This window comes from Amycolatopsis sp. WGS_07 (genome assembly GCF_045278895.1).
Classification (GTDB): domain Bacteria; phylum Actinomycetota; class Actinomycetes; order Mycobacteriales; family Pseudonocardiaceae; genus Amycolatopsis.
This window is the reverse complement of sequence record NZ_CP136053.1, coordinates 4,772,731-4,789,773: the sequence shown is the minus strand read 5'-3', so window position 1 is coordinate 4,789,773 and position 17,043 is coordinate 4,772,731. Positions and strand designations below refer to the sequence as shown.

Genomic DNA, 17,043 nt, shown 5'->3' with positions numbered 1-17,043 from the left:
GTACCGAAAAAAGTGGCGCGGGAACGGGCTATTCGAGCACGATGAGAAGGTCCCCGCCCTCGACCTGCTGAACGGAGGTGATCGCCAGCCGACCGACTTTGCCCGCCGCCGAAGCGGTGATCGACGCTTCCATCTTCATCGCCTCGATCGTCGCCACCGTCGCCCCTGCCGCGACCTCGTCGCCCTCGGCCACCTGCAGCGTCACCACGCCCGCGAACGGCGCGGCGATCTGCTTCGGATTGCCCTTCTCGGCCTTTTCGGTGGCCGGGATGTCCGAGGCGATCGAACGGTCCCGGATCTGGATCGGCCGGAGCTGGCCGTTGAGCGTGGACATGACGGTCCGCACGCCGCGTTCGTCGGCCTCGCCGATGGCTTCCAGCTCGATGAGCAGCCGGACGCCGGGTTCGAGGTCGACCGAGTACTCCTCGCCCGGGCGCAGGCCGTAGAAGAAGTCCTTGCTCGGGAGCACGCTGGTGTCGCCATAGGCGTCGCGGTGCGCGAGGAATTCCTTGGTGGGACCGGGGAACAGCAGCCGGTTCAGCGCGCCGCGGCGGTTCTCGGCGAGTTCCTTGTGGTCCTCTTCGGACAGTTCGGCGACCGGCTTGGCCGCCGAACGGCCTTCGAGCGCCTTGGTGCGGAACGGTTCCGGCCAGCCGCCGGGCGGGTCGCCGAGTTCGCCGCGCAGGAAGCCGATCACCGAGTCCGGGATGTCGAACTTGTTGGGCTCCGCCTCGAAGTCCTCCGGCGAAACGCCGGCTCCGACGAGGTGCAGCGCGAGGTCGCCGACCACTTTGGACGAAGGCGTGACCTTCACGAGGTGGCCGAGGATCTTGTCCGCCGCGGCGTACATGGCCTCGATGTCCTCGAACCGGTCGCCGAGGCCCAGCGCGATCGCCTGCGTGCGCAGGTTGGAGAGCTGGCCGCCGGGGATCTCGTGGTCGTAGACGCGGCCGGTGGGCGACGCGAGACCGGCCTCGAACGGGGCGTAGATCTTGCGGACGCTCTCCCAGTACGGCTCGAGGTCGCCGATCGCGTGCAGGTCGAGGCCGGTGCTGCGGTCCGAGTGGTCGGTGGCCGCGACGATCGAGCCGAGCGACGGCTGCGACGTGGTGCCCGCCATCGACGACACGGCGCCGTCCACGGCGTCGGCACCGGCCTGGATGGCGGCCAGGTAGGTGGCGAGCTGGCCGCCCGCGGTGTCGTGCGTGTGGATGTGCACCGGGAGGTCGAATTCCTTGCGCAGCGCGGTCACCAGCCGAGCCGCGGCCGGTGCGCGGAGCAGGCCGGCCATGTCCTTGATCGCCAGGACGTGCGCCCCGGCTCCGACGATCTGCTCGGCGAGCTTGAGGTAGTAGTCGAGCGTGTAGAGCTTTTCGTTCGGATCGGACAGATCGGAGGTGTAGCAGAGCGCGACCTCGGCGACCGCGCTGCCGGTGGCACGGACCGCTTCGATGGCGGGCCGCATCTGCTCGACGTCGTTGAGCGCGTCGAAGATGCGGAAGACGTCGATGCCGGTCGCGGTGGCTTCCTCGACGAAAGCCGTGGTCACCTCGGTCGGATAAGGCGTGTAGCCGACGGTGTTGCGGCCGCGCAGCAGCATCTGCAGACAGATATTCGGCACGGCCTCGCGCAGCTGCGCCAGCCGCTCCCACGGGTCTTCGGCGAGGAAGCGCAGCGCGACGTCGTAAGTCGCGCCGCCCCAGCACTCCAGGGAAAGCAGCTGCGGCACAGTCGCGGCGACGACCGGGGCCACGGCGAGCAGGTCCTTCGTCCGCACGCGCGTCGCGAGCAGCGACTGGTGTGCGTCGCGGAAGGTCGTGTCGGTGACGCCGAGCTGCGGCGTTTCCCGCAGCCAGCGCGCGAAGCCCTCCGGGCCGAGTTCGGTCAGCTTCTGCTTGGAGCCGTCCGGAGGAGTGAGATCCGCGGGCAGCTTCGGCAGTTTTGTCGCGGCCTCGGGCGTGCGCGGGCGCTCGCCGTGCGGGCGGTTCACCGTCTGGTCGGCGAGGTAGGTGAGCAGGCGCGTGCCGCGGTCGGCGGAGTGGCGCGCGGTCAGCAGGTGCGGCCGTTCCTCGATGAACGACGTGGTGACGTTGCCGTCGCGGAAGTCCGGATCGTCCAGCACCGCCTGGAGGAACGGGATGTTCGTCGCCACGCCGCGGATGCGGAACTCGGCGACGGCGCGGCGGGCGCGGCCGACCGCGGTGCGGAAATCGCGGCCGCGGCAGGTGAGTTTCACCAGCAGCGAGTCGAAGTGGGCGCTGATCTCGGTGCCGGAGAACGCGGTTCCGCCGTCGAGCCGGATGCCCGAACCGCCCGGCGAGCGGTAGGCGCTGATCTGGCCGATGTCCGGGCGGAAGCCGTTGGCCGGGTCCTCGGTCGTGATGCGGCACTGGAGCGCGGCGCCGCGCAGGTAGATCTTGTCCTGCGACAGGCCGAGGTCGGCGAGGGTTTCCCCGGAGGCGATGCGCAGCTGGGACTGCACGAGGTCGACGTCGGTGACCTCTTCGGTGACCGTGTGCTCGACCTGGATGCGCGGGTTCATCTCGATGAACACGTGCTTGCCCTCGCGGTCCAGCAGGAATTCGACGGTGCCCGCGTTGCGATAGCCGATCTGCCGGGCGAACTTCACGGCGTCGGCGCAGATGCGGTCGCGCAGTTCGGGGTCGAGGTTCGGCGCGGGGGCCAGTTCGACGACCTTCTGGTGGCGGCGCTGCACGGAACAGTCGCGCTCGAAGAGGTGGATCACGTTGCCCTCGCCGTCGGCGAGGATCTGGACCTCGATGTGCCGCGGTTCGACCACGGCCTTCTCCAGGAACACGGTCGGGTCGCCGAACGCGGACTCGGCCTCGCGCGCGGCGGCCTCGATCGACTCGCGCAGCAGGGCCGGGTCCTCGACGCGGCGCATGCCGCGACCGCCGCCGCCGGCGACCGCCTTGACGAACACCGGGAAGCCGAGTTCGTCGGCCGCCGCGACCAGTTCGTCGACGTCGCTGGACGGCTGCGACGAGCCGAGCACCGGGACCCCGGCCTCGCGCGCCGCCTTGACCGCGCGCGCCTTGTTGCCGGTCAGTTCGAGGATTTCGGCGCTCGGGCCGACGAAAGCGATCCCCGCCTCTTCGCAGGCCCTGGCCAGGTCGGGGTTCTCCGACAGGAAGCCATAGCCCGGATAGACCGCGTCCGCACCCGCCTTCTTGGCGGCTTTGACGATCTCCTCGACCGAGAGGTAAGCGCGCACCGGATGGCCCGGTTCGCCGATCTCGTAGGCCTCGTCGGCCTTCAGCCGGTGCAGCGAGTTGCGGTCTTCGTGCGGAAACACGGCGACTGTGCCCGCGCCCAGTTCGTAACCTGCGCGGAACGCCCGGATCGCGATTTCGCCGCGATTGGCCACCAGCACTTTGCGGAACATGCCCGGTCCTTCCCTTTTCGGATCGGTATCGAAGGCACGTTACCCGGTTCGTCCCGCGGTGCGGGAGCCGTAGTCCAGGTGATGGACATCATGCGCGCCGACCTGCGTGCATGATGCTGGCCGGGGCGCCGCGCCGCAACCGTCAGGGCGTTCCCGCAGGCAGTGTGCACAGCAGCCGATTCGCGGTTTCGGAGGGCGCATTCTTGACCACGTTCTGCGTTGCGTCCCGCACAATTGCTTCGGTTGCCGCATTAGGCGCGTCGCCGGGATGCGCGGACCGGTAAAGGGCCACCGCACCGGCGGTCACGGCGGCTGCCATCGAGGTGCCCGACAGCGTCCCGACCTCCGCGGTACCGGCTATCGGCGCGGGGATGTCGACGCCCGGTGCGTACAGGTCGAGCGACTGGCCGAAGTTCGAGAAGGGCGCGACCTGGTCCTGAACGTCAGTCGCGCCGACGGTGAGCGCTTCGGGAACTCGTGCGGGCGAGGTCTGGCTGGCGTCGGTGCTGCCCTCCCCCGCCGGAAGCACGATCGGCATCACCGCGGCGACGCCCTTGACCGCGTTGTCGAGCTGCTCGTTCGGCACTCCGCCGATGCCCAGCACCGCGACCGACGGCTGGTGCGCGTTCTGGGCGACCCAGTTCAGACCGGCGATGATCGTGTCGGTCGAGCCGCCGCCTGCCTTGTCGAGCACCCGGACCGGGAAGATCTGTGCGGCCTTGGCGACGCCGTAGGTGTGTCCCGCGACGATTCCGGCGACCCGGGTGCCGTGGCCGTTGGTGTCCGACGTGTCCGTGCCGGTGGTGAGGAAATCCTTGCCAGGCAGGACCTGGCCGCGCAGATCCGGGTGTTTGGCGTCGACACCGCTGTCGATCACGTAGACAGTGACGCCGGAGCCGTCGGAGTCGTAGTGGTACTTCTGATCGAGGCCGGTTCGCTGGTCGATCCGGTCGAGCGCCCAGCTCGGCGGATTGGCTTGCATCCCGCTCTCCGCCAGCGCGGCCGGTTGCACACCGGCGACCAGCAGAAACGTCAGTGTTGCCGAAAAAGACCACGCGCCGCTCGGTTCCGCATGCCTGCGGTCGTATCCCGGCCGCCACCGGGCGGCAACTCGACGTCACACGATGGGCTGGTCCGCGTCCCCGCCGCCTCCCTGCCGGACGCACCGGTCTATGACAGGCGGGAGGGACGATGACCGCCGCTCGATGTTTCGCCGCTAAGTGGCTAATCGCAGGCCAGGGCGCTACTTCACGGCCCGGACGTGCGCGGTCACCGACATCGTCGGCAGGTACACGAGCGCGTCGAAGGCCTGCACGACGTCGACCTTCGTGAACATGTGCGCGTGCCGCATGCTCGACGACCCGGTCAGACCCTGTGCTCGGTCTTGCCGCAAATCGACCACACACGGATCTGCGCCGGCCAGGGCCGCCTCGACACTGCCCTCGACAGGTGGCTCCAACTCCTGTGCATAGACCCGGAACCCGAGGCGCTCGCTCTCGTCCGGCTCAAGACCGGTGGTCGTGCCGGTGCCCGCGGTCAGGCCGAGTGCGAAGTAGTCGTCGCCGAACTCCGCGGCGAGGTGCGTGCCCGCGGAGGGGAACGTCATGGTCGGCAAAGCGGCGAAAGGCACGCGCTGCAGGTGTCCGTTGTGGACCATCACCACGATCTTCTCGCCTTCGCCGTACAGCTTGCGAAGCAGCTTCACGGTTGAGGCCATGTACGTGTCGCGAGACGACCCCTGGAGCGACGGTGCTGTTCCCGACATCATCGCGCTCAGCTCGCGCATGTACGCGTCTACGCGAAGCGCGCCGACCGCGTGGTGTTCGGCGATCGCGTACCGGGCTGGCTCGCTCCGTTGCCGATAAACGGGCGATAGAGAGCGAAGGTGCGCGACGAGGGTGGTCAACGCAGCCGTCGCAGCGTCGCGTTCCGCGGCGGTCATTGCCGCATAACGGCCAGGCGCGACCGCGTTGCTGACCCCCGAGTACGGCTCGGACGCGGCGATCGCGGCGTCTACCAGCGGCAGCACCTCCGGGTCGACCTCTTCCACGAAGCTCCGGACGATCTGCAACGCCGGCTGCGGCGAACCGCTCGAACTGGGCAGATCGAGTCCGGCATACCGGACGCCGCCGTGGCTGCGCATCCACGTCAGCATGTCGTGCACCTCGACCGAATCGCCGAGGGAGAAGGTGAACCCTTCTCGCGCGACGTCGGCGACCGTGCCGGGACCGCCGTTCAGCCACTGCTGCACCAGGTCGCCTTCGGCGAATCCCGATTCGAAGCCGAGCACCGTGAACCCGTGGTCCTCGACGAGCCGCCGCAGCAACCGGGTGCGGAGTTCGCCGAACTCGCGGATGTGGTGGTTGTTCTCGCCGATCGCGACGATGCGTGCGTCGCCGATCAGGTCCGTGATCGAAGCGACGTCGCCGTCCAGCGGCGAACGGGTGCTCAGCGGTGTCATACTGAGGACACTAATGCAACAGGGGTCGCAATTGGCAACTGAGTCACCGGGCTTGCCGGGGACGAGCCGGCCGGGCGGGCGCACGGAGCGCACGCGCGTCGCCGTTTTGCGGGCAACGCTCGATCTGCTGGCGGAGGTCGGGTTCGTTGACCTGACGGTCGAGGCCGTCGCCGAGCGGTCGGGCGTGCACAAGACGACGGTGTACCGGCGGTGGGAATCGCGCGAGGGGCTGGTCGCAGCTGCGTTGAGGTTCGGCGCGGAGGAACCGTGGAGCCCGGCGGACACCGGATCGCTCGTCGCCGATTTGCGGCGAATGGCGTTGGACGTGGTGCGCGCGTTGACCTCTCCGGGGCAACGGGAGCTGCCGACGGCCGCGGTGCTGGCGGCATTCCACTCGGAACGAGCGGCCGAAGCGTTGCGCGAGTTCTACCGGGACCGCCATGCCCGAGCGGCGGTGATCGTGGAGCGGGCGGTGGCGCGCGGAGAGGTCCCGGCCGACACCGACCCGGACGAGGTGACACGAACGGTGTGCGGGCCGGTGTTCTACCGGTTGTTCGTGTCGCGCGAGCCGGTGTCGGAGGAGACGGCGGAGATCGCGGCGGAAGCGGGAGCCGCGGCGGCTCGGGCGGGGGTGCTGGGGCGGCGGTTGCCGCGGAATGGCGACGGGGGTTGATCCCTGGGTGAGACGGGAGGCTTGTTGCCAGAAAACGGCGACAGGCCGACCGGGGTCTGCCGCGAGGCCAGCCGGGCAATTCGCCATGGAACGACGACAGGCCGCACGAAGCTGGCAGACCGGCCGAAGATTCGCCGTGAAACGGCGAAGGGGTTCGGCAGGCTCGGCGGGAGGCGATCGCTGCCAAACGACGGCACCCGCGGAGCTAGCCGTTGAAGGGGCTGAGCAGGGAATCGCCGCTCAACGGCGAGAGGTCGGACACGCCTGACGGATCAACCGGCCCCAGCCAGTCACCACAGAACGGCGAGAGACCAAGCACACCTGACAGGTCAACCACCCAACCAGCCGCCACGCAACGGCGAGAAATCAGCCGCCCAAAGGCAGCCGGTACCGCACCTCCTCCAGGGTCACCGCCCCGTCGGACATGGTCTCCACCTTCGTCGTGCCGTCCGTGACCCAGCCGGCGCGTTCGTAGAAGTTCCGGGCCCTCGTGTTGGTCGACAGGACCCACAACGTCGCGACTTCGAACTGCGCCGCCAAGCCGCGCACGCACTCCTCGTGCAGCGCTCGGCCCATCCCCCGGCCCCATTCGGACGGCAGGAGGTAGATCGACGACAGTTCGCCGGTTTGCGGAGTGGCGTCGTCGTCCCGGCTGGGGCCGAAGACGGCGAAGCCGGTGATCGCGTCGGAGCCGGGAGAGGTCGCGGCCAGGACTGTGTGCGGCACGGACGAGTTCGCCAGGTTCGACGCCCAGAACTGTTCCCGCGTCTCGACCGACAGGCCGGACAGGAACTCCTCCGGCAGCAAACCCGCGTACGCCGCCTGCCAGGAACCCACGTGGACGGTGGCGATGCCGGCCGCGTCAGCGGGGGTCGCGGGGCGGATCACGAGGTCGGGCACCATTCCTCCAGCAATTCGGGCGACGATCGGCTGCGAGGAAGTTCAGCACAAAAGACCCGGGAACGCATGCGGTTTACCGGAACCGGCCGGTCAGTCCACAAAGGACTGTCAACGAGCCCGAAACGGCGGCGAACGGACCCGGCGGGGGCGTTCGGGCAAGGGTTCCGGGAGTTCAGGCATCCCCGCCCCGCTCCGGCGGCACCGGGGGCGCCCAGCCGATAGCCTCGACGGATTGGCGGGCCAGGGTTCCGCTTGTTCGTCATGCTCGTGCGCACCAGGAAATGGGACATCGATGACCAATCCGTTGATCGCGCCGGTGAAGGAAACCTCGGCCGCGGCCGGGATTCCGCTGCTGGAGGACGCGACCGGACTGAAGACCGCGATCGAGAGCAAGAACTGGGCGGCGGTCGCGATCGGGGCCGTGGGCACCGCGCTGGACGTGCTCACCGCGGTGATGGATCCGTTCGGCGCGATTTTCGCGGCGGGGGTCGGCTGGCTGATGGAGCATGTCGGACCGCTGAAGGAGGCGCTCGACGCGTTGACCGGCAACGCGGACGAGGTCGCGTCGCAAGCCGCGACCTGGACGAATGTCGCCAAGGAACTCGAAGGCGTTTCGGCGGAGCTGACCGAACTGGTCAAAAAGGATGTGCAGGACTGGCAGGGCGAAGCGGCCGACACTTACCGCAAGAAGGCCGAGGACACTTCCGCACTGATCGCCAGTGCGCAGAAGGGCAGCGAGGGCGCGGCGAGCGGGGTCAAGACCGCCGGCGAGATCGTGGCGGCGGTCCGGTCGCTGGTGCGGGACACGATCGCGGATCTGGTCGGGCATCTCATTTCCTGGGCGCTGCAGGTGGTGTTCACGCTCGGGATCGGGATGGCGTGGGTGGTCCCGCAGGTCGTCACGGCCGTCGCGAAGACTTCCTCGACCATCGCCAAGGTGACCGCGAAGCTGGTCAAGGCGCTCAAGGCGCTGATCCCGCTGCTGAAGAAGGCCGGGACGCTGTTCGAGGACGCCGCGAAGTCGTTGAAGGGGCTCAAGAGCGGCAAGAGCGCCCCGGTGCCGAAGCCCAAGGACATCAACACCAAGTCCAGGTCCGTCTCCAAGGACGAGAGCACCACGGCGTCCGGCGACCACAGCGGGACCACGCATCCGTCCGGCGAGCACGGCGGCGGGCAGCACCAGAATGATCGGAGCCTGGACCAGGAGGGGACCCACGGCGGGACGGACGGGCACACGTCGGCGTCGGGGGCGCGCGGCGGGCAGGGCACTTCGCGGTCGCTCGACAAGCAGGGCGAGAACTCGCGGTCGCTGAACAAGATCTGCACTACCGGTGACCCGATCGACGTCGCGACCGGGCAGATGGTGATGGCCGAAACCGACGTGGCGTTCCGCGGCGCGCTGCCGATGGTCTTCGAGCGCGCGCATTTCTCGGCGTTCCGCGCGGGCGGCTGGCTCGGCGGGGCCTGGGTGTCCACTTTGGACGAGCGGGTCGAGGTCTACGACGACCAGGTGTGGTTCGCCGGTTCGGACGGGATCGTCCAGGTTTTCCCGTTGCCCCGCGGCGACGACGACTGGGTGCCCGCCGAGCACGGGCCCGCGCGGTATCTCGCCCGGGAGCCCGGCGGCGGGTTCGTGATCGAGGACCGCGAGCGGCAGCGGATCCTCACCTTCGAACGCGGCACTCAGCAGATCCGGCCGATCCGTTCGATCGCGGACCGCAACGACGAGCACATCTACTTCGAACGCGACCCGCGCGGAACGCCGATCGCGATCCGGCACAGCGGCGGCTACCGGATCGACATCGCCACCGAGGGCGGGCTCGTCACCGGGCTGTCCACGGTCGCCGACGACGGCGCCGAGGTGCAGCTGGTCCGCTACGGCTACGCGAACGGCAACCTCACCGAGGTCACGAACGAATCCGGGCTCCCCTTCCGGTACCGCTACGACCGGCTGGGCCGGATCGAGGCGTGGACCGACCGCAACGGCGAGTGGTACCGCTTCCACTACGACGAGCACGGCCGGGTCGTCCGCACCGAAGGCTCGGGCGACTGCCTCACCGTCACGATGGAATACGACGTGGTCAACCACGTCACCCACGTCGTCGACTCGCTGGGCCACCGCACCGCCTACCACCTCAACGAAGCCGGCCAGCTGCTGCGCGAGGTCAACCCGCTCGGCGCCGCGCACAGCTACGAATGGGACGCGCGCGACCGGCTGCTCAGCGAAACCGACGAACTCGGCCGGACCCAGCGCTACCGCTACGACGAGCTGAACAACCTGATCGGCGTGCGCCGGCCGGACGGCACGGAATGGTCGATCGAACGCGACGAATTCGGCCAGCCGGTGCACTTGATCGAGGCTCCCGGCGTCGAAACCCGTTGGGAATACGACCAACACGGCAACGTGACCCGGCTCGTCGAACCCGACGGCGGCGTCACCGTCTACGCCTACGACGAGTGGGGCCACCTCGCGTCGGTCACCGATCCGGCGGGCGTGAAGCTGACCGTGGTGTCCGACGACGCGGGCAATCCGATCACCGTCACCGACCCGCACGGCGCGACGACGGCCTACCGCTACGACTGTTTCGGCAGGCTCTCCTCCACCGTCGACCCGACCGGCGCGGTCGAGGAATTCGGTTACACCGTCGACGGTTCGCTCGCCTGGCACCGCCGCGCGAACGGGTCCACCGAGGAATGGCATTACGACGGCGAGGGCAACAACCGCCTGCACGCCGACGCCTCGTCCGCGATCACCCAGCAGGAAGTGACCCACTTCGACCTGATCTCGGCTGAGATCCGGCCGGACGGCACCCGGCTCGAATACGCCTACGACACCGAACTGCGGCTGATCGGCGTCACCAACGAACACGGCCAGGTCTGGCGCTACGAGTACGACCCGGCCGGAAACCTCGTGCGCGAGACCGATTTCGGCGGCGCGTCCTCGGCCTACCGCTACAACGCGGCCGGCGAGCTGACCGAGATCCGCAGCCAGTCCGGCGACGTCGTGACGCTCAGCCGCGACCTGCGCGGCAACCCGGTCGAGGAGGTCGTCGAAGGACCGTCCGGGACCGTGCGGACCCGGTTCGAGCACGACGTCCTCGGCCAGCTCGTCGCCGTCGACGACGGAACCACCCGCATCGAGTACGCCCGGGACGCGGCGGGCCGCGTGATCGCCGAGACGGTGAACGGGCGCACCGTCCGTTCCGAATACGACCAGTGCGGCGACCTGGTCCGGAGGCGGACGCCGTCCGGGGCGGAAAGCACGTGGGAGTACGGCAAAGCCGGCGAGCCCGCCGCTCTGCACACCTCGGGCCGCAGCACCCGGTTCGAGTACGACCCGGCGGGCCGCGAGGTGCGCCGGACCTTCGGCAAGGGCGCGGCGATCCTCCGTTCCTGGGACCCGGCCGGGCACCTGTCCGGGCAGGCGGTGCGGGACGCGTCCGGCGAACTGGGCCGGGACCGGCGCTACCACTACCGCCCCGACGGCCTGCCCGCGCGGATCGACGACCAGACGTCCGGCCCGCGCTGGTTCACCCTCGACGTCCGCGGCCGGGTCACCTCGGTCCGCGCGGACGGCTGGAGCGAGCAGTACGCCTACGACGCGACCGGACGGCTCGTCGACGCCGCCTGGCCCGCCCCGGAAGAGGAGGACCGGCTCGGCAGGCGCGCGGGACCGGCATCGGTCATCACCGAGGCGGGCGGCGTCCGCTACACCTACGACGACGCCGGGCGGATGCGCACCCGCCAGCACGAGAACGGCCGGACCTGGGAGTACACCTGGGGTCCGCTGGAGCGGCTGGTCGCGGTCCGCGTCCCGGACGGCACCTCGTGGCGCTACACCTATGACCCGATGGGCCGCCGGATCCGCAAGGAGCACTTCGCCGCCGACGGGAGCACCTCGCTCGAACGCGTCGACTTCGCCTGGGCGGGCGACACGCTGGTCGAGGAAACCCGTTCCGCGGGCGGCGCGGCCGAAACGACCGTGTGGGACTACGAACCGGACTCCTTCCGTCCGCTGCTGCAGCGCCGTCGCTCCGTGCCGGAGAGCCCGCAGGAGAAGGTCGACGCGCAGTTCTTCGCCATCGTGGCCGAGCCTTCCGGCACCCCGACCGAACTGCTCGACGACCAGGGCGAGATCGTGTGGCACGCCCGCACCAGCCTGTTCGGCCTCGTGGTCGACGCGGCCGGGGAAACCGGCACGCCGCTGCGGTTCCAGGGCCAGTACTTCGACGCCGAAACCGGCCTGCACTACAACCTGCACCGCTACTACGACCCGGCGCTCGCCCGCTACGTCAGCCCCGACCCGATCGGGCTCGCCGGCGGACCGGACCCGCACGCCTACGTCAGCAACCCGCACGTCCTGGTCGACCCGCTCGGCCTCGCGGGCAGCAGCTGTTCGGAGCGCAGCCCCAGCCCCGACCCGTACGACCGCGGCCCCAGCCTCACGCCGGACCCGTCGGGCCGCTCGCGGAAGCAGTCCCCCGGCGGGACGGTGTACGTGGAGCACAAGAAAACCGGCCCGAAAGACCGGCGCGGCCACTACGGGTACGCCAACCTGTCCCACCGCAGCAAGGCGATGCGGCCGATCTTCGAACGCAGTGCGGTGTCCCCGCCACCTGCCTTCAAGAAGCGGGGCGAGGACACCAAGTGGTACATGGACCCGAACCGGAGCTACTACACCCGCGACTACCAGGGAAACCCGACCGGGGTCGTCAAGGGCCACAGCAACCTCGTCATGGGGCACAGCCCCTCAGCCAGCGCGCATTTCAACAAAGTGGGCTACAAGAACGACCGCCCGGCGAACCAGGCGCACAACGCCGACCCCAACTCGTTCGGCTGGCTCGAGAAGCGCGCCGATTCCAACGCCAGCGGCGGCAAGGAACAGCGATACCGGGACACGACCCCGAGCAACGGAGCCAACCCGGTGTGGTGGAAGAAGGGCACGCCCGGCTACCGCGGAAACCCGGTCGCGGACTGGGTGCCGGAGCCCAAAACCACCAAGCCGAGCAGCAGCAGCTACGGCGGCGGCAGCAGCCATCACTCGAGCAGCAGCAGCCATTACCCGAGCACTAGCAGCTACCCGAGCAGCAGCAGTCGCTATCCGAGCACCAGCAGCTACCCCAGCAGCAGCCACTACCCAAGCAGCAGCAGTCACTATCCCAGCACCAGCAGCTACCCCAGCAGCAGCCACTACCCAAGCAGCAGCAGTCACTACCCCAGCACCAGCAGCTACCCCAGCAGCAGCCACTACCCAAGCAGCAGCAGTCACTACCCCAGCACCAGCAGCTACCCGAGCAGCAGCCACTACCCCAGCAGCAGTAACTATCCGAGCAGCAGCCACTACAGCAGCGGCGGATACGGCAGCAGCAGCTACGGCGGCGGGCACTCCAGCACCTACGGCGGCACTGGAACCTACGGCAGCAGCTCCAGCAAGCGAAAGTACGACTACGACTCAGACGACCTCTACGGATCCGACTGACCAAGCAGGTGGGGCCGGAAGTCCCGGCCCCACCGCCGCGAGCGGGGTCAGCTCTTCTCCAGGTACTCCGCGCGTTCCAGGTCGACCACGTCGGCCACCATCTGCGCCAGGCCGGGCAGCGAGGCCAGCTCCGGATCGCCCGTCACGATCTCCTGGGCCTGCGCCCGCGCTTCGGTGATCACGTCCTCGTCGCGCAGCAGCGACAGCAGCTTCAGCCCGGATCGCTTGCCCGACTGGGCCGCGCCGAGGATGTCGCCCTCGCGGCGCAGTTCCAGGTCCAATCGGGACAGTTCGAAACCGTCCGTTGTGGACTCGACGGCGGCCAGCCGTTCGCGAGTCGAAGTCCCGTCCAGGGTTTCCGTGACCAGCAAGCACAATCCGGGCACGCTGCCCCGTCCGACGCGGCCGCGCAGCTGGTGCAGCTGGCTCACGCCGAAGCGGTCCGCGTCGAGGATGACCATCGCCGTCGCGTTGGGGACGTTCACGCCGACCTCGACCACCGTCGTCGCGACCAGCACCTCGACCTTCCCCGCGCCGAAGGCCTGCATGACGGCGTCCTTCTCGTCGGTCGGCATCCGGCCGTGCAGGGCGGCGATCTTCAAGCCCTTCAACGCGCCGTTGGCGAGGTCCGGCGCGACGTCCAGCACCGCGAGCGGGGGCCGTTTGTCGCTCTTGTCCGACGGCGGTTCGTCGCCGATCCGCGGGCACACGACGTACGCCTGATGCCCCTTGCCGACTTCCTCGCTGACCCGCTGCCACACCCGGTCGAACCACGCAGGTTTCTCCGCCACCGGAACGACCGTCGTCTTGATCGGCGAACGGCCGACCGGCATTTCCCGCAGGGCCGAGATTTCCAGGTCGCCGTAGACCGTCATGGCGACCGTGCGCGGGATCGGCGTCGCCGTCATGACCAGCACGTGGGGGCTCGTCGAGTCGGCTCCGCGCGAGCGCAGCGCGTCCCGTTGCTCCACGCCGAAGCGGTGCTGTTCGTCCACGACCACGAGCCCGAGATCGGCGAACTGCACGGTGTCCTGGATCAGCGCGTGCGTGCCGACGATGATGCCCGCCTCGCCGCTTACCGTCTCCAGCAACGCTTTCTTGCGTTCCTTCGCGCCCATCGACCCGGTGAGCAGCGTGATCCGGGTGGACTTCTCGGCCGCGCCCAGTTCGCCGGCCATGCCGAGGTCGCCGAGCATTTCGCGCAGCGAACGCGCGTGCTGCGCGGCCAGCACCTCGGTGGGCGCGAGCATCGCCGCCTGCCGTCCGGAGTCGACGGCCTGCAGCATCGCCCGCAGCGCGACCACCGTCTTGCCGGACCCGACTTCGCCCTGCAGCAACCGGTTCATCGGATGCTCGGACGACAGGTCGGCGGCGATCTCCTCGCCGATCGCGCGCTGACCGGCGGTCAGGTCGAACGGCAGCCGCTTGTCGAACGCGTCGAGGAGGCCGCCGTCGACGTGCGGGCTCGCCTTCGCCGGACGCGACACCGCGGAATGCCGCCGCTGCGCGAAAATCAGCTGCACGGCCATCGCTTCGTCCCACTTGAGCCGGTGCCGCGACGTCTCCAGGTGCGCCCAGTCCTCCGGGCGGTGGATTCCGCGCAGCGCGCGCTCCAGGCCGGGCAATCCGTGCCGCTTGCGCAGTTCCTCGGGCATCGGGTCGTCGCCGACCTCCAGCACGTCCAGCACCTGCCGCACGCATTTGGCGATCGACCAGGTCGGCATGCCTTGCGCGGCCGGGTAGACCGGGATGATCTCGGCGAGGAAGTTGTCGACCGCCTCGGCCTCGCGTTCGGCGTCGAGCAGCTCGTACTCCGGGTTGGCCAGCTGCAGCGTGTCCCGGAACGCGGTGACCTTGCCCGCGAACAGCCCGGTCTTGCCGGGGGCCAGCTCCTTCTCGCGCCACGCCTGGTTGAAGAACGCGCACGCGAGCCGTCGCTTGCCGTCGGTGATCACCATGTCGAGGATGGTGCCGTTGCGGGATTTCATCCGGCGCTTGCTGATCTTCTCGATCCGCGCCAGCACGGTCGCGTGCTCGCCAAGCTCCAGCCCGGCGATGTCGGTCAGCTCGCCGCGTTCGGCGTACCGGCGCGGATAGTGGCGCAGCAGATCGGAAACCGTCTCGATGTCGAGAGCGGTCGACAGTGCCTTCGCCGTTTTCGCGCCCAGCAGCAGCGGGAGCTTGTCGCGAAGCCCGGCCATGATTATTCGACCCCCATCAGCAGCACGGCGTCGCTCTGACCGCCGGCGTAACTCGTCAACTCCACCTCGGGGTGCTCCAGCCGCAGTTGCTCGGCGAGTTCGGCGGCCACCCTCGGCGGGGCGTCCGCGCCGCTCAGCACGGTGACCAGCTCGCCGCCGAGCGCCAGCATCCGGTTCAGCACGCTGACCGCGGCCGCGACGAGATTCGTCGCCGACGCCGGGGCGGGTTCGATCAGCACCACCTCGTCGTCGACCAGACCGATCACGTCGCCGGACTGGGCCCGGCCCACCCAGGTTAGCGACTCCTCGCGGGCGATCCGCAGCTCGCCACGCCTGGTCGCGGCCGCCGCCTCGGCCATCGCCACGACGTCGTCGTTGACCCGGCGTTCGCCGTCGTGCACCGCGAGCGCGGCCAGCACCTGCACCGGCGACGCGCACGGGATCACCACGACGTCGCGCTCGCCCGCCATCGGATGCCCGGCGGCGGCGTCGGCGGCCGAGGTGAGGTCCGGCCCGCCCGGCAGCACGCTCAGATGCTGCCCGGCCGCCTCGTTGAACAGCCCGATCATGTCCTCGACGCTCGGCAGCTCGCCGTCCGGAACGGCCAGCACGGCGACGCCCTCGGCCCGCAGCAGCTCGGCGAGCCCGCCGCCGCGCACCACCGCGACCACCGACCGGTCGATGCCGCCTCCCGGTTCGATCGGCGTCGGCGTGAGCAGCGGTTCGACCCGGATCTTCCGCGGCCTGCCCAGCTGCAGCCCGGCTTCGATGGCCGCGCCGATGTCCGCGCAGTGGACGTGCACCGCGTGGCTGCCCGAACCGTCGCCGGCCACGGTCACGCTGTCGCCGAACCCGCTCAGTTCCTTCCGCAACGCCGGCAGCCGGGCCTCGTCGACCTCGTCCAGCAAGTACATGACCTCCCACGCGTACGGCGCCTGCTCCGGCAGCGAGGCGACCGCCCGCAGGTCGTGCCCGGGTTCCTCGGTCTCGCCGGTGATCACGCCGGCCAGCGCGTCGAGCACCGCGACCAGACCCCGGCCCCCGGCGTCCACGACCCCGGCCTTGGCCAGTGCGGGCAGCTGCTTGGGCGTCTCCTCCAGCGCCGCCGCGGCCACGGTGACGACCTCGCGCGCGACGTCCGGCAACGCCCGCGTCGTCCCTCGCACGGCCGCGGCCACGGCGTGCAGGACGGTCAGCATCGTCCCGGCGACCGGCCTGCTGACCGCGCCCGTGGCGACCTGATCCGCGTGCCCGAGCGCGGCGGCCAGACCCGCGCCGTCGAGGTCCCCGCCGCCGGTCGCCCAGTCGGCCATCCCCCGCACAACCTGGGACAGGATCACGCCGGAGTTGCCCCGCGCGTGCGCCACCGCCCCGCGCGCCAGCACCGCCAGCGCCTCGGCGGCGTCAGCCGGTTCGGCCGCGGCGAGCGCCTCGTGTGCGCCGGTCATCGTGTACAGCAGGTTGGAGCCGGTGTCGGAGTCCGCGACCGGGTAGACGTTGATGCCGTCGATAGCCGTGCGCAGCCTGTCCAAGCTGCGCACCGAAGCCGCCGCCCAGCCCGACACCGCCGCCGCGTCCAGCACCCGCACCCCGTAACCTCCTAGCCGGTCCCCGCGAGGGTAACGACCCCGCGGCAAGGCCCTTGGAACCACTAGTTACTATGGTCGAGTTGCCCGGCACGTTCGGGCGCGCATTCTTTGTCCCATATCCAGAGGAGTTCGACGTGGCTGCCGTGTGCGACGTCTGTGGCAAGGGACCCGGCTTCGGCAAGTCGGTCTCGCACTCCCACCGGCGTACCAACCGCCGGTGGAACCCGAACATCCAGGTTGTGCACGCGAAGGTCGGCGTGTCCCAGCGCAAGCGCCTGAACGCCTGCACCTCGTGCATCAAGGCTGGCAAGGTCGTCCGCGGCTGAGTTCAGAC

General features: G+C 69.7%; 9 protein-coding genes. 3 read left to right on the top strand and 6 right to left on the bottom strand.

All coding sequences use genetic code 11. The annotated features are described in order from the left end of the window. Window positions 1-28: 28 nt before the first annotated feature. From RPX00_RS22650 to RPX00_RS22640, 3 genes are all read right to left on the bottom strand, one after another. Entirely contained in the window at window positions 29-3,406 is a 3,378-nt protein-coding gene (locus RPX00_RS22650; protein ID WP_406642224.1) for a pyruvate carboxylase, read from the bottom strand. Between the two features lie 142 nt (window positions 3,407-3,548). Then, window positions 3,549-4,388, bottom strand: coding sequence for a S8 family peptidase (locus RPX00_RS22645; RefSeq protein WP_406642222.1), 840 nt, complete (start codon window positions 4,386-4,388; stop codon window positions 3,549-3,551). A 261-nt stretch (window positions 4,389-4,649) separates the two neighbouring features. Then, window positions 4,650-5,867, bottom strand: a complete 1,218-nt coding sequence (locus RPX00_RS22640; protein WP_406642221.1) for an erythromycin esterase family protein — start codon at window positions 5,865-5,867, stop codon at window positions 4,650-4,652. A 31-nt stretch (window positions 5,868-5,898) separates the two neighbouring features. On the opposite strand from RPX00_RS22640, the gene RPX00_RS22635 reads away from it, so the two are divergent. After that, window positions 5,899-6,540, top strand: coding sequence for a TetR/AcrR family transcriptional regulator (locus RPX00_RS22635; protein ID WP_406642219.1), 642 nt, complete (start codon window positions 5,899-5,901; stop codon window positions 6,538-6,540). 366 nt (window positions 6,541-6,906) lie between these two features. Here the strand turns inward: RPX00_RS22635 and RPX00_RS22630 are convergent, their stop codons facing one another. Beyond that, window positions 6,907-7,440 (bottom strand): N-acetyltransferase family protein, encoded by a 534-nt coding sequence (locus tag RPX00_RS22630; protein ID WP_406642217.1) that lies wholly within the window; start codon window positions 7,438-7,440, stop codon window positions 6,907-6,909. A gap of 292 nt (window positions 7,441-7,732) precedes the next feature. On the opposite strand from RPX00_RS22630, the gene RPX00_RS22625 reads away from it, so the two are divergent. Further along, on the top strand, window positions 7,733-12,919 hold the full coding sequence (locus RPX00_RS22625; protein ID WP_406642215.1) for an RHS repeat-associated core domain-containing protein: 5,187 nt from the start codon (window positions 7,733-7,735) through the stop codon (window positions 12,917-12,919). A gap of 47 nt (window positions 12,920-12,966) precedes the next feature. On the opposite strand, the gene recG is transcribed toward RPX00_RS22625, so the two are convergent. Beyond that, the gene (gene recG, locus RPX00_RS22620) at window positions 12,967-15,120 is read right to left on the bottom strand and encodes an ATP-dependent DNA helicase RecG (RefSeq protein WP_406642213.1); all 2,154 of its coding nucleotides are present in this window, start codon (window positions 15,118-15,120) and stop codon (window positions 12,967-12,969) included. A 2-nt stretch (window positions 15,121-15,122) separates the two neighbouring features. Then, a complete protein-coding gene (locus RPX00_RS22615; RefSeq protein WP_406642212.1) occupies window positions 15,123-16,709 on the bottom strand; it encodes a DAK2 domain-containing protein in 1,587 nt (528 codons plus the stop codon). Window positions 16,710-16,843: 134 nt separating this feature from the next. On the opposite strand from RPX00_RS22615, the gene rpmB reads away from it, so the two are divergent. Further along, complete coding sequence (gene rpmB, locus RPX00_RS22610; RefSeq protein ID WP_009074135.1) at window positions 16,844-17,035, top strand: 50S ribosomal protein L28; 192 nt, start codon at window positions 16,844-16,846, stop codon at window positions 17,033-17,035. Window positions 17,036-17,043: the final 8 nt, after the last annotated feature.